Here is a 15,951-nt window from a genome sequence, read left to right as displayed (position 1 = left end):
ATGTACAGCAAAGATCAACAGACCCTAGGAATTCAGCGTAGCGGTATACTTCGTAAGTGCATTTCGATGGCTTCAATCACTGACTTAGTGAGGGGTAAATGCGCTTTTTCTTTCGCCCATACCTCATGGAAGCCTGCTACAGTTTGCTTTGCAGTATCTAACACCAATTTTTCTGGCAACATGGCTTTAGCCGCTAAGTGTGATAGCTCATCCAGCGTGAAATCGCTGAATTTCTTGCTACGGCTCACCTTCAGCGATGCACTATCATCGGGGATATAAGGAATGGTTGAAACAAAGTCATAAGCAGGTGCAATAGACGCAGTGCGCTTATCTTTGTAAATCACAGACCAATTCTTCAAATGCATATCGGCATTGCCAATTAGCGTGTTGAACACCAATCGGCGAGTAAATTCTGCAATGTCTTCGTCTTTACCTTCAATGCCGATAACCTGAGCAATATTGCGCATACTGGCTTTTTTGTACTTATCTTGAGGATAAACGCCAAACACTTGCGCAAAGTCCTCAATGTGCACATCTTGACCATCTGCACGGTCAAAACGCTTGATCACAAACGCACTGTCACCATATTTGCCAATGCCTGCTGGAATATTAGCAATCTGGTTAATGGGAAGTAGCTGAGTCTCTGGCACATCCATCCCCAGCAATCGAGCCAGTTCCATCATCGAATATTCATTTTCTGGCACAGCGTCAAATCGAGATGACGGCAACTTCACAATCCAAGAGCCACCTTGACCAGTTGCTGGAATGGTCAAGCCGCCGTTAGCCTGTTGTACGGCTGAAAACTTCAACTGCACACCCGCCAATGAGAAGCGCATCGGCGCTTCAATTTTCGTTTCATCGTCAATGCCTTGATGCACATTAGGCGGCAGCGCTTCACCATCCGCCGGTTCAACCGTGATCGCGCCAGCTAAATCCTGCCCTAGCACCCACAATAGAAAAAATTCCCGCGCTGGGTTCACACCGGCACGCTCTGCCAGGTAATTTCGCATGGTTTCTTCTGGTAAAAGGTTGGAGAAAAACGGGGTTAACTTAGTTTGGGTCGGTTTGAAGCTAGTCAGCAGGCCACCTAGCGAATCTTTAAAGCCAAGTCCTAACACAGGACGCGATTCGTCATGAATGTACGAATCCATAAAGGCAAAAAGCGTTCTGTCATTGCCCACGTTGGTGATTGTGGCAATGGGTTCACCGTACAGCAACACGTTGAGCGTAGAGACATGGTTAGTCATCGTCGTCTTCCTCTAACTGATACGCGGGCGACATTGACTCACCCTCATCGCTAATGCCGTTAATACCTTGGCCACTTCGAATGATCGACTTGATGGCAGGTACAGACTTTTTAGGCGCAACCAATAGCTCTAGGTCTAGTACACGGGCAAGTGCAATCAAACTGGATATTCTTAAATCAACACTGCCAGACTCGATTTTCGAAATATGGCTTTGAGGCACACCCGAACGAGCACTTAACTCTCTCTGGCTAAACCCCTTTCGTACCCGAGCTTCTCGAAGACTTTCTAGTATCTGCTCTGTTACATAGCTCATTTCGATACGCCTTAATGCATCACTTAAGAATAATTATATACAAAAACATATCACAGTAACTCAAATAACACAAATTCGATTAGCCATTACATATCAAAAGCCATTATCTGATACATAATTACATATAAGCAGAAGGAGATTTTTGTCATCGACAAAAGAGCGATACTCTCGCTGATAATCGCGAACTGACGCATCAAACTCCCTAAGTACTTTTGTCGCTCAGCCATTATACAGCAAGGGCTACAGAAGAACTCGCGTCAAATCGCCAGAAGATAAGTGCAACAAAGAGGAAGTTTGTACACAGTTACAGGAAATTTTGTACACACAAGTCGAAAAACAAGTGCAAAATGATGGTGTAAACAGCAACTAAATTTGAAGGTAAGTCTGATATCTCAATTAGAAATAACCGTATTGGTTCGCTTCAAGCATCTTCAAAAACAAACACTGAAGCAAAAATCACACCAACAATAAACTCCCTCATTAAATTTTGTAATTTGGTACAGATGAAAACATTTACCAAAAAAAGTGACTCTTTTTAACGGTAGTACTTTTTACGCCAAACCCAGTAACCACAAGGCCTACAGCCAGGTTTGTGTCATGGAATTTTCGCCAAAGGCCTCTAAAACGGAATTTGTACTCAAGTTTGTACACACTTTCCGAGGTTACGCTTGAACATCATTGAAAAGCAAAGAAACGAGAAAAAGACAAAAATCCTTTAAATTCAGTACGTTGAGATGTGATTGTGGTGTGCAATGAAAGGTGATTTTAAGCGTTGAAAGGCTGGGCGGCATCAGGGTGCGATATGATCGCGAACGTACGTCGCTTTTTAATCTCTTCTAGAAGCTTCTTATCTGACATCAATACTTATCTTCGTTATCTATTATCCCTGTAAACCAATTACTTACAGGCGCGTTTTGTAACGGATAAGCAATGCTTTTCCGCGCAAATTCAGTATTGCGGTAAAACGCTTGATACGGCTTGGTAATTAATTGCGCGGATTTTAGCATTTTACTGCACGTAACAGTAGAGCGAAATTACAGTACGTACTTTGCTCGTGTTGAAATGGAGAATTTCGTTAAGCGCTCTGTTTTTCGCAGTGGAAAACTCCGCCACATCACTTCTAATGCTACCTTCAATATCAACAAAACTTTCAAAAAAACAGTTTCTTAAACTTTGGGGCTACATTCTATTGAAAATATTCAAAATTTATGCGAAGAATATTATGTGTTCAAAAAACACACTAAAAATAATTAAATAAAAAAATCAAAGTCAAGGGAGACTAGAATGTTTTCAAACCACAAACTGGCCAAGTCGGTACGACTGGCCTGCGCGTTTGGCGCTGCTGCATCCATGGCATTTTCTGCCAATATCTAAGCCCAAGAAGACGAATCAGAAAAAGAAACCGTTGAGAAAATCGAAGTTACAGGTTCGCGTCTACTTTCAAATCCCAATGTTGCAGCGGCCACACCTGTTTTAAGTGTGTCAGGTGCCGAAGCAGCGGCTCGCGGTAACTTACGTGTAGAAGATTTCGTTAACGTGCTTCCGCAGGTTTTCGCAGGTCAAGCATCAGAAGTTTCAAATGGTTCAACGGGTACTGCAACACTTAACCTTCGTGGTTTAGGTGCGAATAGAACACTAGTACTTATTGACGGCAAACGTCTTCCATATGGCTCTTCGAGTACCAGCGCAGCCAACGTTGACCTAGTCCCTACGCAAATGTTGGAGCGCGTTGACATCCTTACTGGTGGTGCATCAGCGGTATACGGTTCTGACGCGGTTGGTGGTGTTGCAAACTTTATTCTTCGCGACGACTTTGAAGGTGTCGAGTTTGGTGGTCAGTTCAGCACAAACTATGCTGACAACGATAATGGTCTGTATGAAGGCGTGCTAAACGCAGCCAATCAGCCTGTTCCAGGTTCAACCATGGACGGCGATGAAACCCTAATTTACGCTATGTTTGGATCATCATCTGCTGATGGTAAAGGCAATGTCACTGTTTATGCTTCATATGAAGACCGCCAAGAAATCATTCAATCTGATAGAGTTTTCTCAGCATGTACATTAGGACAGAGCAATGGCTCATCAAGCTTCGAAGGGTTTGGTTGTGTAGGTTCAGCTAACTTCCGTCTGTTTGGTGGTCCTGGCGGTTTTGCATTCCAAGAGGAAAACGGAAATCTCATTTCTTACGCTGGTGGCCCAAGTCAAACCTATAACTTTGGTGCTACTAACTTCTTCCAGCGCCCTTCTGAGCGTTATCACCTGTACGCTAAAGGCGACTATGAGATAAGCGAGAATTTGGAAGCATATCTTGACTTCGGTTATATTAACAACACCAGTGACGCTCAGATTGCTCCAAGTGCCTCGTTTGGTATTGGCGCATACGACATCAACTGTGGAAACCCACTGATACAAGGAAACAGCGGTTTAGCGTTCACTGATATTTTTGGTTGCTCGGCTGATGATATTGCCAACGATGTAATCGTTAGCGGCATCACTGCATCTCACCGTAACGTTGAAGGTGGATCGCGTAACTCTCGTCTAGAGAATAGCGCATGGAGAGTAGTTGGTGGCCTGAACGGTTTCATTGATGACACTTGGGCGTGGAACGTATTTGGTCAAATTTCAGAAACCCGAGATCAAAGCTCAGCAACTAACGACTTCGTCGTCGCTAACCTACAGCAAGCGCTATTAGCAACCACTGACGAAGATGGTAACGTTGTATGTATTGACCAATCTGGTGGCTGTGTACCTTACAACATCTTCCAACGTCCTGGTGGTGAAAGCTCTGTGACGCAAGCTCAGTTAGACTTCATTCAAGGTATTGGTATTGTAAACGGTGAAACTTCGCAAAAAGTATTCGGCGCGGATATCCAAGCAAACTTAGGCGACTACGGCATCAAGCTTCCTACAGCAGATGACGGTATCGGCATTTTATTCGGTGTTGAATATCGCAAAGACGAACTAGCGTCATCACCAGATGAAATTAGCCAAATTCAAGGTGGTGGCTTCACTGGTGTAGGCGGTGCAACGCTTGCAGTAGAAGGTAAGATTGAAGTTCGTGAATTCTTTACCGAGGTTCAAATACCCCTTATTTCTGGCGCAGAGTTCGCTGAAGAGTTAGTGTTTAGCGCGCAGTATCGCTTCTCTGACTACGACACAGCGGGTAACGGCACGTCTAACAGTTTTGACACTAATGCCTACGGCTACCAGTTATCATGGACGCCAGTTGAAGACGTGAAACTTCGTGCGCAATATCAGCGTGCGGTTCGTGCTCCAAACGTAATTGATCTATACACTGGTCAAAATACAGGGCTACCTAACCTAAGCCCAGCGGGTACCGATGCTAGCGGCGAGCAGTTGTATGACCCGTGTGCGGGTGCCAACCCAATTGCTTCACTTGAAACTTGTGCTCGCACTGGTGTAACAGCAGATCAATACGGCAACATCCTTGACGTAATCTCGGGTCAAACACAGTCTCTAACAGGTGGTAACCCGAACCTAGATCCAGTAACTGCAGATACCGTAACCTTTGGTGTTGTATTTACTCCAGCAAGTATAGAAGGCCTTTCAATTAGCGTGGATTACTTCGATATCGAAGTAGACGACGCCATTGCTTCAGGTATCCCAGCACAAACTATCTTCGACAACTGTCTAGATAGTGGTGACCCGACATTCTGTAGCCTTATTACACGTTCTTCAGCGGGCTCACTAGCTGCTGGTACGTTTGGTGTTGGCTTCCAACAAACGAACCTTAATATTGCATCACTTGCAACCTCTGGTGTTGATTTACAAATAAACTACAGCCTAAAAACAGAGATGGGTGACGTACGTTTCGACTATGCATCAACGATGCTGGACGAAAACAGTACTGTACCATTTCCAGGTGGAGATCCTGTTGAATGTGCTGGATTCTTCGGTAACGCATGTGACGCCCCTAGCCCAGAGTATCGTCATAGATTTATGGCAACCTGGAATACCAACCTAGATATTGATCTTACTGCTACTTGGAGATACTTCGGCTCAGCACAGAACGATGATGAGGGTGATACTCTAGAAACTGGCTTTAGAGCTATCAGCTACCTAGACCTTTCTGGTACTTACTACGTTAGCGATAACATAGAACTAACTATGGGTGTTCTTAACCTTCTTGGCGAGCAACCTCCAATATACTCTGGTGCAGGTCCAGCTCTTGGTAACGGTAACACGTATCCAACTGTTTACGACACTAGTACAAACTGGTTTGCTTCATTCCGAGGTAAATTCTAAATCCAAATCTCCCTTTGGACCTAAGCAAAAAGCCGTTTATTTTTGATAAACGGCTTTTTTTTGGCCTCGTTTTGTAAATAACTCATTCACTTAGCGCTCAATGCCCACTTATCCGAAGTCTGAATATTTAGCCATACACTAACCTATATTTGTATCTGACACTCTTCTCACTGTAAGCGCTCAACTTGCAAAATCTCTTTCTCATCTCAATGCCATTTACTTAGCATGCTAAACAAATAAAATAGTTAGCATGCTAAGTAAATCAACGGTTTTTACATGTCATTTTCAGAACCTATGCCACTTCAACTTATTGCGCTTTTTGCCCGCACTGCGCAAAAGTGCAGAAGAACTGTCACTGAATCGGTCGCTCATCTCGACCTTACAGAGTCTAGATGGCGCGTAATGATTCACATGTCATTACTTGGTGAGGGCTGTACGCAACAGATGGTGGCTGAAAGCTTGGAAATAGAAATGCCTAGCTTAACTCGCACAATTAAACAGCTCGAAACTACCGGGTTAATCAAACGCGTTACCGATACTAACGACAAACGAAGTCGCTTACTTTACTTCACAGATATGGGCAAAGGTCGAATGAATGATATCGAAAGTACATTGATGGCGCTGCGAGATGAAGTGTACGCAGGAGTATCTGAAGAAGAGTTACGCATTATGGCTAAATGTGTTCAAAAAATTGAAGTTAATGCCGCAAAATTATTGGAGTCACTTAAGTGAGTCAACGAACACCAGATCAGGAATTTGCTAGGTATATAAAGCTGGCTTTAGTCGCTTTTGCCATCTGTTTTATCTACTTTATTATTGCAGATATACGCATGCCAATGACACCACAGGCGAGAGTCTATCATCAGGTCACGCAAATCTCTCCACAGATAAATGGGCCGATAAACGAGGTGCTTGTCAAAAATAACCAAACCGTCAAGGAAGGGCAGGTTTTATTTGTTATAGATGAGACACCTTACCTAATTGCGCTTGAAAAGGCGCAAATTGATTTGGCAAATGTGGAGTTAGAGAATGCTCAGATAGATGCGAAAGCGGAAGCGATTAGAGCCAAAATAGAGGCTGCATCGGCGGTTTACGACGAACGCAACAGTGAATTTCAACGACTCAATTCCTTAGTTCAAACTAAAGCGGTATCTCAACAAAACGTGGACAAAGCGTACGCGCAACTTAAAAGCGCTGAAGCTGAAATTAGTGCGCTTGAAGCCGATCTAAACGAGCAAGTTGTTGCAAGAGGTGAGCAAGGTGACAAAAACCTAAAATATCTAGAAGCGGTAAATGCGGTTAAACGGGCAGAGTTGAACTTAGCCTATACCAAAATTAAAGCACCGCATGACGGCATAATGGCAAACATGCAGGTAACTCAAGGCACTTATGCTAAACAAAGTACGCCCCTTGCCTCAGTTGTCGATAACACGCTAGATGTGGTTGCAGATTTTCGAGAGAAATCACTCGCCAATGTAAAAGAAGGCATTCGCGCTAACGTCGTTTTTGATGCACTACCGGGTAAAGTATTTGAAGCTAAAGTGGAAGAATTTGAAGCTGGTGTAAGCGACGGCCAACTTGCCGCCAACGGCACCCTTGCAAGCGTTGAAAAGTCGAATCGATGGGTACGAGATGCACAGCGCCAACGAGTCCACATTAAGCTTGAAGAACAAGAAATATCGTTAAGCCACCTCACCAGTGGCGCTCGCGCTACCGTGCAGATAGTTCCAGACAACCCTATTGAAAGTGTGGCAGCGAACATTCAAATTCACTTTATAAGCCTGCTGCACTTCATTTATTAGACTTAAATTATGGATTCACAGCTAAGTAAAAATGATGTCCAGCAGATGCTTAGGATCGCCTCCGGCGCCACGTTGGGCTTTGCTATATCGAAAGCGCTGGATTGGCCTAATCCGATATTTTTTACCTTGTACCCTATTTTGTTGCTTGGACTGGTAGCCGTTTTAAATGGTCACATTATTCGACAATTTCTTGCCGCAACTATCTTTCCGGCGGCGGCTGTTTTAGTGGTATACGGCTTGTTCGGAAGCCACCCATTGCTGATCACGCCGCTAATCGCCATCACTTTCGCTTTTCTGTTTTGGCAAATGAGTAAAGGTACGCTGTATTTATTCGGTGCGTTTTCCCTTGTAGGACTTTCGCTGCAGCTACATTTTGCCAGCTACAGCAGCGATGGAATAGATATCTACGCATTAGTGATTTCAAACATCGGTGCAATTCTGTTGGCATTGATAATTGCATTCGCTTTGCATATTGTTTTTCCCGATGAGGAGCCGCGCACGCCTTTGCCCAAAGCGGCAAAAGATAAAGCAAGTATTCGCCACGAAGTCATATTATGCACCACTGTCGCCACGCTATCGTTTGCTGTATTTCAAACCTTCGACTTAGTAGATTCGATATCAGCACAAGCAGCAAGTGTATTGATTCTTTTTCCACTGTGTTGGAAAGGAGCCACATTGAGTGGCTGGCAGCGAGCGCTGGGCACGCTAATTGGATGTAATCTTGCCCTGCTCGCCCAGCTCATTTTGCTCAACTACAGTGACACGTTGTTTTTCGCAAGTTTCAGCTTATGGATATTGGTATTTTTCATCAGCCGCCAGCATGTGCTTAGCGGTGGTGGTGCTGGCACTGGCTTTGGCGTACTTACCACATTTGGCATTTTGTACGGCCAGTCACTCTCTCCACAACAGGATATTATTTATAGTGCGCTGTATCGCTTTTCATCGGTAGTCGTAGCTCTAGCACTTAGCCTGTGCGTTATTTATGTAGTACACAGTCTACTTAACAAATTCGAGCCTACACGACACCACACATTTACTTGATTGTGGGTAAAAATGAAGCCAGCGCCAGTTGGCGCTTGGCAACATTAAATTAGTCCCACGCAGGCGAAAAATCTGGGTTAGCTTGACGGTCGCCACAATCTAGCGCGTCAATCTTTGCGATATCGTCAGCGCTCAAGGTAAGTTCAAGCGCTTTGAAATTGGTTTCCAGATTCTTGCGTTTAGTCGACGATGGAATAGTGACTAAACCATGGGCCAGCTCCCAGGCTACCACTACCTCAGCAGTGCTCACACCATGCTTATCTGCAATTGCGATGATGGTCTCGTCTTTTAGCACTTTACCAACAGCAAACGGCATATATCCTGTTACGGTGATACCGTGTTTCTCACACGCTGCACGCACTTTTTCATTAGTAAGATAAGGGTGTACCTCTACCTGATTCGTGGAAATAACGCCCTCGCCCAAGATACTCACCGCTTCTTCAATTTGTGCCACGGTAAAGTTAGAAATACCAACTTCTTTTGTGAGTCCCAGTTCCTTAACGCGCAGCAATTCACCTAGGTACTCTTCCATGCTTTCGCCGTTTTCCGGTGACGGCCAATGAATAAGTAGCAGGTCAACGTACGACAGTTGAAGCTTTTCCAAACTCTCTTTTACGCTATCCACAAAGCTTGCTTTATTCAGCTTGTCATTCCACACCTTGGTGGTGACATAAAGGTCTTCACGTGCAACAAGATTGTTTGCAATAGCGTCTTTAATAGCGCGACCTACCGCTTCTTCATTGCCGTAAATTTGCGCCGTATCAATGTGACGGAAACCCACTTCAAGTGCCATTGTCACGCTGTTATAGGCTTCATCGTCTTTTAAGCGAAACGTGCCTACACCTAGCGAAGGAATTTTAGATTGTGACTGATTTACATTCGGCATGATGCCTCCTTGTTGGTTCCGTTATTTATGAAAGTGAGGTAATACATTGTCAGCAATGCGCTGCATCGCGACTTCTACTGGTTGCGTATTACGTCTGAAGTGCAGGCCAATATGATCAACCCCCGCTTCTTTCATTGCATTGAGTTCTTTGATAAGCCCATTTACACCAGTTTCAACCCCGAACCGGTGGCGTTTTATGGGCGCTTCATCGTCTTCAACCAAATTAAGATGAATAAAGCTAACGTACGGCTTGTTGCCCGCGACATTTCGCCATAGTTCTACGCGCTTTACATGCTCGTTCGGTGTACCTGGATACGCCAGCCAACCGTCCATATTTTCTCCAACCCACTGAGGGCTTTGCTGAGCGAGCCCTGCAACGTACAAAGGCGGCGTGGTTGAGCGCGGTAACAGCGACATGCCAGGCTTAAGGGAATTCTCACCGTGCTTTACAATTTCCAGTGACTGCCTGAAGTGCTCGCCGCGACTGTCAAAATCGACATCGAACAACGGATACTCAACCGGTCTATCCCCACTGGCTACGCCGAGTATAAGGCGGTCGTTACTTAGCTGCTGCACCGTTGCTGCCGCCTTTTTGACAAGCCATGGCTGCCTAAGAGGTAAAACAACGGCGGCTGTGCCTAATAGAATATTGTCTGTGATACCTGCTAAATAGCCCAAGTAAGTGAAGGTTTCGAAAACCTGAGCCGCATCACCAAAGCTAGGGTCATAAACTGGCACATCTCGTACCCACGCTGCTTTAAACCCTAGTTTGTCGGCTAGTTGAATACGGCTGTGATGCTCGGTCATATCAGGTACGCCGAATGGCGTACCTCTTGTGGCGTCGAAATGCGCCCAGTCGTTATCTAGCGGAAGCTCTACACCTACTGAGAACGTGTGTTGTGCTAGCTTATCAAAGGTATTTGTCGTCATTATGACCTCCCTACGCGCTCGTTGTGTTATTCGCCGTATTCGCAGTACTGAGTGCGCGCTTGTCTAAGTAGCCGCTGTAACGTGTAACAAGTAACGCTGCAACAGAAATAATTGCGCCAATCCATGCGGTATCAGATAACTGCATGCCGTCTACAATTGCACCGCCCAGAATTGAACCCACTGCTATGCCAATGTTAAATGCCGCGATATTTAAACCTGAAGCGACATCAACAGCATTAGGGGTAAACTTCTCTGCTAATTGAACAACGTACACCTGAAGTCCTGGAACATTGCCAAAGGCAAAGGCGCCCCACACTAAAACGGTGATCACTGCGGCAACTTTACTGCCCATGGTAAACGTCAGGGCAAACAAGATGACCGCAAGGGCTGAAAAGATGATAGTTAACGCGCGGATTGGGCCTTTTTTGTCAGCAAGCTTGCCGCCATAAATATTGCCTACCGCGACAGATACACCGTAAACCAGCATAATTAAGCTGATAGCTGAGGGCGCAAACCCCGCCTCTTCCTGCAATATAGGAGCGAGATAGGTGAATGCCGTAAATGTGCCGCCATAGCCCAATATCGTCATTAGATACACTAATACCAGACGAGGCTGAACCAACACTTTCATTTGTTCACTCAAGGTGGCCGGTTTACTTTGCTTAAGATTGTTCGGTACCAGCAACGCACTGCCTATTAGCGCAAGTGTGCCAAGCGCGGAAACCACAAGGAAGGTTGCTCTCCAACCGAAGTTTTGACCAATCCAGGTACCCAAAGGTACGCCAGTAACCAAGGCTACGGTTAAGCCCGTAAACATAATGGCAATAGCACTGGCTTCTTTTTCTTTCGCCACTAGCCCTGTAGCAATAGTTGACCCTATGGAAAAGAACACACCGTGCGCTAAGCCTGTCAAAATGCGAGCTAAAATTAAGCTCTCGTAGCTAGGCGCTTGCCAAGCAAGAATATTACCAGCCACAAATAGCGCCATTAAGCTAAGCAGAACATGCTTTCTATTCCACTTACCCGTAAGGGCGGTAAGAGCCGGTGCGCCAACGGCAACACCAACGGCGTACAAGCTTACCAGTAAGCCTGCGCTCGGTAACGTAACGCCAAGATCAGTAGCAATGGTGGGGACAAGCCCCACTATCACGAACTCTGTTGTGCCAATAGCAAACGCACTTAACGTTAACGCAAATAATGCAATAGGCATTTCAATTATCCTCAAAAAGTAATTAACGAGATGGCTTGATTAACAACGCCACCATTGGCTTCTAGAACGAACAACTACACCGTTTTTTGAAAGCCATTAATAAAGTGCGTACAGTTTGACGATAAATTTATTTGCAAAAAACAGCACCAATGACAAAATACTTTTGCGATATTTGAAAATATAAGGTGTGCGATGCCAGTCTCATCAAAAACTGAAGATTTAGAAGCGTTCCTAACCGTTGTGGATACAGGTAGTTTTTCCAGTGCTGCCAATCTACTCAATCAGCAGGTTGCAAAAGTGAGTAGAGCGGTTACCCGTCTTGAAGATGGCTTAGATGTAACCCTATTGAATCGCACTACCAGACGGTTGGAACTAACAGAAGAAGGTGAGCTTTTCCTGCAATATGCCAGAGACGGGCTAAACATATTAGAAAAAGGTGAAGAGGCATTACGGCTATTAAAGCGTGCCCCTTCTGGAAAACTTCGGGTCGATGCTGCAAGCCCCTTTGTGTTCCACCAGCTAGCGCCGTTAGTGGGTGAATTTCGAGAAGCATTTCCTGACATAACACTCGATATCACCAGTCACGACAGCATTATCGACCTGTTGGAACATAAAACCGATATCGCAATACGTATTGGTGATTTAAGCGACTCTAACTTGCACGCTAGACGTTTAGGAAAAAGTAAGCTGCATATTGTGGCAAGCCCACAGTATCTTGAAAAATATCCCATATCTGAAGGTGAGGATGGAATTAGCACGCTAAACAAACACAAACTGATTGGCTTTAGCGACTCACCAAGTCTAAATAAATGGCCGCTCAAGCAAGATATTAACTTGCAGTACAGTCTTCGTGCGTCAAGCGGCGAAACTATTCGCCAGCTGTGCTTGGCAGGTCAAGGTATCGCGTTACTTTCTCACTTTGTGGTACACAAAGATATCAGTGCAGGCTCGCTGGTAGCGCTATTTCGCGACGATATCGTCAGTCCAAACCGCAGAGAGTCGGTACAAGCGGTATACTATAAAAATAGTGCAGTTTCGTCTCGTATCTCTGCGTTTTTAGATTTTATACAGCCTCGACTAACTCTTTAACTTACCTTTATTTCGCGTGGCCTTTACCTAATATCTTTTTAAGTGTGCTTTGAGGAAGGCCATTTACTATTAGCGCAGCTATCATCAATATTGCACCGGCCATAACCATAGGCAGCAGCGTTTCTTTAAGCAATATCACAGAGCTTACATAACCCACTATCGGCGTGAGTGTACTAATAAGAACAATTTTATCTGGGGGTAATTTAGGCCCCGCCGCTACCATGAGGCCAAAACCGAGACCCGTTGCCACTGGCCCAATGTACGCCAATAGTAACCAATCGCTTATATCGTAAGCCCCAAAATTAGGTGTTGGTTCAACTATCAGTGCAATAGCAAGCATGGCGAAACCTGCGATGGTAAACTGCCAGAAGACAGCTTCAATGACGCTTCCCTTCCACTTATGAAAAGACACTCTTCGAATAGCGACCGCCCACAACGCAGATGCCAGCAACATACCAAAGAGCGGTAGCCATGCGCCCGGTTGTCCCGAAGCAAATAAAATCATTGCACAGCCAATGGTAGATATACCGGTTAGAATTAATCGCTTAGAAGGCGGACGTTGCCGATACCATAGAGTGTCGATAAGCAGCATCCAAAGCGGTGTAGTGTAAATAAGAATACTGGCCGTGCCGGCAGGAATAAACTGCAGTGAGACAGTAATAAGCCCCATTGATAGGATAAACTGGAAAAAGGCAACGACAAACACCACCGAGCGATCTTTACGATTGAGCACCGGTAAACGTTTTTTGGTGATAAGTACAAACAGCGCGAGTACGGGAAGGCTTAACAAGAAGCGCAAGCACACCATCCATACAGGCCCTACAATCTCAAGCCCTAATTTCATGCCTGGCCAGTTAAGTCCTAAACACAACACCGCAACCAAAAGCATTTTAATGCCTTTTGATTGCTCTTTTTCCGCCACCGATGATGAAGACATGCGTTTTAAAAAATCCAATTACACGAACTGCGTTAAGAGAAGTTTCTACCGCCTGGTAAGCTGAATGTAGGCGGAGAATTTTGAGGGCGCAAATATAAGTGAATTAGCAAGGGATTAAAACCTTCCTGACCGTGCAAAGACGCCAACTTATCGACCAAATGGTCAACTTTTTAAAACCTTGTGGAAACTTTGCTATACGGGTGGTTAATCACTAATAAACACTATGACTTATAGGTACAGTGCAACAGACAGCAGCTTCCGCTCCCCTTTTTCTATTTTGCTTACGCTGTGCATGTACTTATCTGGCCGAAAAAAGTAAATGCGGTTAAAGAGATTAAAGATGACTTTCTCTGCCCAAAATTGACCGCCGCGCTTCGGCTTTTTTAGTACTACATTAAATTTAAAGTAACGCCCGCTGCCCATAGGGTCATTATGTTCTAACACGCTATGACCCTCTTTGTAGGTAACCACATTTATAGCAAATCGTTTTGATGAGATTAAAGCCTTGTTGAGCACTTTAGCCATGCTATTTATACCTTGATTGATGGGGACGTGTTCTAATTTAAACACGCACGGCTATGGTCTGGAAGCGTATGCTGAGTTCAGATAATGCTTTGATATACGCGAAACGTATATGCCTAGGAATACAAAAACTAGGCTAAGGTGGGATTTGTCCACTTCATGATTTTAGCGTTTTCTTTTTGTGCGCTGTTTCCATTACTCTTGTCATGCCCGTCATCATTATTTTTTACGGTGTAATAATTTTTGCGGGTTTCTATATGCTCAAACCCCGAGCTCTCATAAAGCGCAATAGCAGTATGGTTACTTTCACGCACTTCTAGCCACATTTCACGCATTGCATTTTTTACCGATGTCTCAATGACAAAATCAACTAAAGCGCGACCTACACCCTTGCCTCTTGCGCCACTGTCTACCGCAATATCCATCAGCGTAGCTTCATCAACGACCTCAAGCATGATGGCATAGCCAACAATCTTGTCATTTTCAAAGGCAAACACCCCGTAATAGGGTTTCGTGAAACAGTCTGCGAAGGTACTTAGTTTCCAAGGCGACACTTGTGCCTCTTGATGGATAGCATGCGCAAGTTCAATGTGCTCGTTAAAGCCTTGTGGCGGTACGATTGTTAACTTCATCGACGCGACTACTGGCCGTTAGCTGAATGGTTTAATTCGCGTGCTGCGCTGATAAGCTGCGCCCACAGCTCCCGTTTTTGCACAGCTGTGAGTTTAAGCGGTGTGGCTGGCAATATAATGGCCGTTTCGGTTACCGATAGCGTACGGCCAATCATTATGGTGCTAGCCCACTGTGACGGTATACCCAACTGAACACAGGCTAGCTGTAAGTCCTTCAGCCATTGCTGTGATTTTGCTTTCTGTTCGGCACTTAACGGGATACCTTCAGGCGATACCGGCTCTTTTGCGTCAATAGACTTTGTTAAAGACTCTTGCGAGGTAACCGCATTGTCGAAAGACGGCGAAATGTTGTGTGACTGTGAAGCACCTGTTTCGGTTTGCCCTACTTTCCCGTCATTGTGCGATGCGCCAGGTGTGGAAAGTTTTGCTGCCCCGCCGTCTTTAGGCTTAGCCTTATCTTTCGCGCTACTGCCAACATTTGCCCGCAACTGAGCAAGCCGTGATTGCTTTTCTTCTTGAGATATTGGCGTTGAAGGCGGCTTATTGGTTTGAGCGTTTTGGCTGTAGGGTAACTGTGTCGATGAACTATTTGTACTGCCGACGTTGCGTTGTGCTGCATTGGCGTTGTTTTGTTTCGCTTGGTCTTCCTGCTTTAGCTCAGTGTAGGCGTCTTTGGTGATCCAAACAGGGATCCCCATTTCCTGTAAAACCGCCTGCTGATATGAAGTAAGAGACATTGCGTAAAAACACCTAACGTGAATAGTTCATTGTATTTGTTTAGTTTACTAAAGTTGCAGGCTTGGTTGAATAACTATCGCGTTCTTTTGCTCGGGTTGCACCTGCTGTTTAATGCTCAAGCGCTAATTCATAAGCGTTAATTCATAAGGGTTATTCGCGAATTTATAATGCCTGACCCTTGGTATAAGAGGAAATAAAGCAGCTGCAGCAAATTAAGCACTAGCAACAGAAACCAATAAAATTTAAGAATAATTGAAGAAGAATTTAACAAAGAAACGATTTAGGATTTGAACGTAAACGTTCATAAGAAGAGAAAGTGGCAGGGGTGGAGGGACTCG

Annotated in this window: 14 protein-coding genes and 1 tRNA gene (1 of these 15 running past the window's edge); 5 read left to right on the top strand and 10 right to left on the bottom strand. The window is 44.9% G+C overall.

What is annotated here, in order from left to right:
* Positions 1 to 32: 32 nt before the first annotated feature.
* Entirely contained in the window at positions 33 to 1,247 is a 1,215-nt protein-coding gene (locus ACX5KA_RS01925) for a type II toxin-antitoxin system HipA family toxin (RefSeq protein WP_024024508.1), read from the bottom strand.
* Entirely contained in the window at positions 1,240 to 1,560 is a 321-nt protein-coding gene (locus tag ACX5KA_RS01920) for a helix-turn-helix domain-containing protein (RefSeq protein ID WP_022609784.1), read from the bottom strand. Before ACX5KA_RS01920 ends, ACX5KA_RS01925 begins: the two co-directional genes overlap by 8 nt.
* Before the next feature lie 1,413 nt (positions 1,561 to 2,973).
* Between ACX5KA_RS01920 and ACX5KA_RS01915 the strand changes: the two genes are divergently transcribed.
* From ACX5KA_RS01915 to ACX5KA_RS01900, 4 genes are all read left to right on the top strand, one after another.
* Positions 2,974 to 5,826, top strand: coding sequence for a TonB-dependent receptor plug domain-containing protein (locus ACX5KA_RS01915; RefSeq protein WP_458730298.1), 2,853 nt, complete (start codon positions 2,974 to 2,976; stop codon positions 5,824 to 5,826).
* Positions 5,827 to 6,102: 276 nt separating this feature from the next.
* Positions 6,103 to 6,558 carry a MarR family winged helix-turn-helix transcriptional regulator gene (locus tag ACX5KA_RS01910; RefSeq protein ID WP_014948722.1) on the top strand — a complete coding sequence of 152 codons (456 nt, stop codon included), beginning with the start codon at positions 6,103 to 6,105 and terminating at the stop codon, positions 6,556 to 6,558.
* Positions 6,555 to 7,628: an HlyD family secretion protein gene (locus ACX5KA_RS01905; RefSeq protein ID WP_014948721.1), complete on the top strand. Its 1,074-nt coding sequence runs from the start codon at positions 6,555 to 6,557 to the stop codon at positions 7,626 to 7,628. Before ACX5KA_RS01910 ends, ACX5KA_RS01905 begins: the two co-directional genes overlap by 4 nt.
* Before the next feature lie 9 nt (positions 7,629 to 7,637).
* Entirely contained in the window at positions 7,638 to 8,669 is a 1,032-nt protein-coding gene (locus ACX5KA_RS01900; RefSeq protein WP_039222929.1) for a DUF2955 domain-containing protein, read from the top strand.
* Positions 8,670 to 8,718: 49 nt separating this feature from the next.
* Here ACX5KA_RS01900 and dkgB read toward each other — a convergent pair whose 3' ends face one another.
* Genes dkgB through ACX5KA_RS01885 form a run of 3 tightly spaced genes read right to left on the bottom strand, consistent with a single transcriptional unit; the run spans position 8,719 to position 11,695 of the window.
* Complete coding sequence (dkgB, locus tag ACX5KA_RS01895; RefSeq protein ID WP_110287720.1) at positions 8,719 to 9,555, bottom strand: 2,5-didehydrogluconate reductase DkgB; 837 nt, start codon at positions 9,553 to 9,555, stop codon at positions 8,719 to 8,721.
* A gap of 21 nt (positions 9,556 to 9,576) precedes the next feature.
* A complete protein-coding gene (locus ACX5KA_RS01890; RefSeq protein WP_039222931.1) occupies positions 9,577 to 10,485 on the bottom strand; it encodes a TIGR03571 family LLM class oxidoreductase in 909 nt (302 codons plus the stop codon).
* 10 nt (positions 10,486 to 10,495) lie between these two features.
* Positions 10,496 to 11,695 (bottom strand): MFS transporter, encoded by a 1,200-nt coding sequence (locus ACX5KA_RS01885; protein WP_458730297.1) that lies wholly within the window; start codon positions 11,693 to 11,695, stop codon positions 10,496 to 10,498.
* A 192-nt stretch (positions 11,696 to 11,887) separates the two neighbouring features.
* Here ACX5KA_RS01885 and ACX5KA_RS01880 point away from each other — a divergent pair, with 192 nt between their 5' ends.
* Positions 11,888 to 12,784: a LysR family transcriptional regulator gene (locus ACX5KA_RS01880; protein ID WP_458730296.1), complete on the top strand. Its 897-nt coding sequence runs from the start codon at positions 11,888 to 11,890 to the stop codon at positions 12,782 to 12,784.
* A 7-nt stretch (positions 12,785 to 12,791) separates the two neighbouring features.
* Here ACX5KA_RS01880 and ACX5KA_RS01875 read toward each other — a convergent pair whose 3' ends face one another.
* The 5 genes from ACX5KA_RS01875 to ACX5KA_RS01855 form a co-directional block, all read right to left on the bottom strand.
* Complete coding sequence (locus tag ACX5KA_RS01875; protein ID WP_014948714.1) at positions 12,792 to 13,721, bottom strand: DMT family transporter; 930 nt, start codon at positions 13,719 to 13,721, stop codon at positions 12,792 to 12,794.
* A 228-nt stretch (positions 13,722 to 13,949) separates the two neighbouring features.
* Positions 13,950 to 14,246 carry a hypothetical protein gene (locus tag ACX5KA_RS01870; protein ID WP_014975948.1) on the bottom strand — a complete coding sequence of 99 codons (297 nt, stop codon included), beginning with the start codon at positions 14,244 to 14,246 and terminating at the stop codon, positions 13,950 to 13,952.
* A 128-nt stretch (positions 14,247 to 14,374) separates the two neighbouring features.
* Positions 14,375 to 14,875 (bottom strand): ribosomal protein S18-alanine N-acetyltransferase, encoded by a 501-nt coding sequence (gene rimI / locus ACX5KA_RS01865; RefSeq protein WP_014948712.1) that lies wholly within the window; start codon positions 14,873 to 14,875, stop codon positions 14,375 to 14,377.
* A gap of 8 nt (positions 14,876 to 14,883) precedes the next feature.
* The gene (locus ACX5KA_RS01860; RefSeq protein WP_458730295.1) at positions 14,884 to 15,612 is read right to left on the bottom strand and encodes an alanine acetyltransferase; all 729 of its coding nucleotides are present in this window, start codon (positions 15,610 to 15,612) and stop codon (positions 14,884 to 14,886) included.
* A gap of 318 nt (positions 15,613 to 15,930) precedes the next feature.
* Positions 15,931 to 15,951: transfer RNA gene (locus ACX5KA_RS01855), tRNA-Trp, on the bottom strand (it continues 56 nt past the right edge of the window).

This window comes from Alteromonas alvinellae, assembly GCF_902705805.1.
Note: the sequence above shows the minus strand (reverse complement) of the source record. Positions and strands in the feature narration are given on the sequence as shown.

Excerpts from the sequence above, each read along its gene's own strand:
- ACX5KA_RS01925 (WP_024024508.1), bottom strand. The coding sequence starts at position 1,247 with ATGACTAACCATGTCTCTACGCTCAACGTGTTGCTGTACGGTGAACCC.
- ACX5KA_RS01920 (WP_022609784.1), bottom strand. The coding sequence starts at position 1,560 with ATGAGCTATGTAACAGAGCAGATACTAGAAAGTCTTCGAGAAGCTCGG.
- ACX5KA_RS01910 (WP_014948722.1), top strand. The coding sequence starts at position 6,103 with ATGTCATTTTCAGAACCTATGCCACTTCAACTTATTGCGCTTTTTGCC.
- ACX5KA_RS01900 (WP_039222929.1), top strand. The coding sequence starts at position 7,638 with ATGGATTCACAGCTAAGTAAAAATGATGTCCAGCAGATGCTTAGGATC.
- dkgB (WP_110287720.1), bottom strand. The coding sequence starts at position 9,555 with ATGCCGAATGTAAATCAGTCACAATCTAAAATTCCTTCGCTAGGTGTA.
- ACX5KA_RS01890 (WP_039222931.1), bottom strand. The coding sequence starts at position 10,485 with ATGACGACAAATACCTTTGATAAGCTAGCACAACACACGTTCTCAGTA.
- ACX5KA_RS01885 (WP_458730297.1), bottom strand. The coding sequence starts at position 11,695 with ATGCCTATTGCATTATTTGCGTTAACGTTAAGTGCGTTTGCTATTGGC.
- ACX5KA_RS01880 (WP_458730296.1), top strand. The coding sequence starts at position 11,888 with ATGCCAGTCTCATCAAAAACTGAAGATTTAGAAGCGTTCCTAACCGTT.
- ACX5KA_RS01875 (WP_014948714.1), bottom strand. The coding sequence starts at position 13,721 with ATGTCTTCATCATCGGTGGCGGAAAAAGAGCAATCAAAAGGCATTAAA.
- ACX5KA_RS01870 (WP_014975948.1), bottom strand. The coding sequence starts at position 14,246 with ATGGCTAAAGTGCTCAACAAGGCTTTAATCTCATCAAAACGATTTGCT.
- rimI (WP_014948712.1), bottom strand. The coding sequence starts at position 14,875 with ATGAAGTTAACAATCGTACCGCCACAAGGCTTTAACGAGCACATTGAA.
- ACX5KA_RS01860 (WP_458730295.1), bottom strand. The coding sequence starts at position 15,612 with ATGTCTCTTACTTCATATCAGCAGGCGGTTTTACAGGAAATGGGGATC.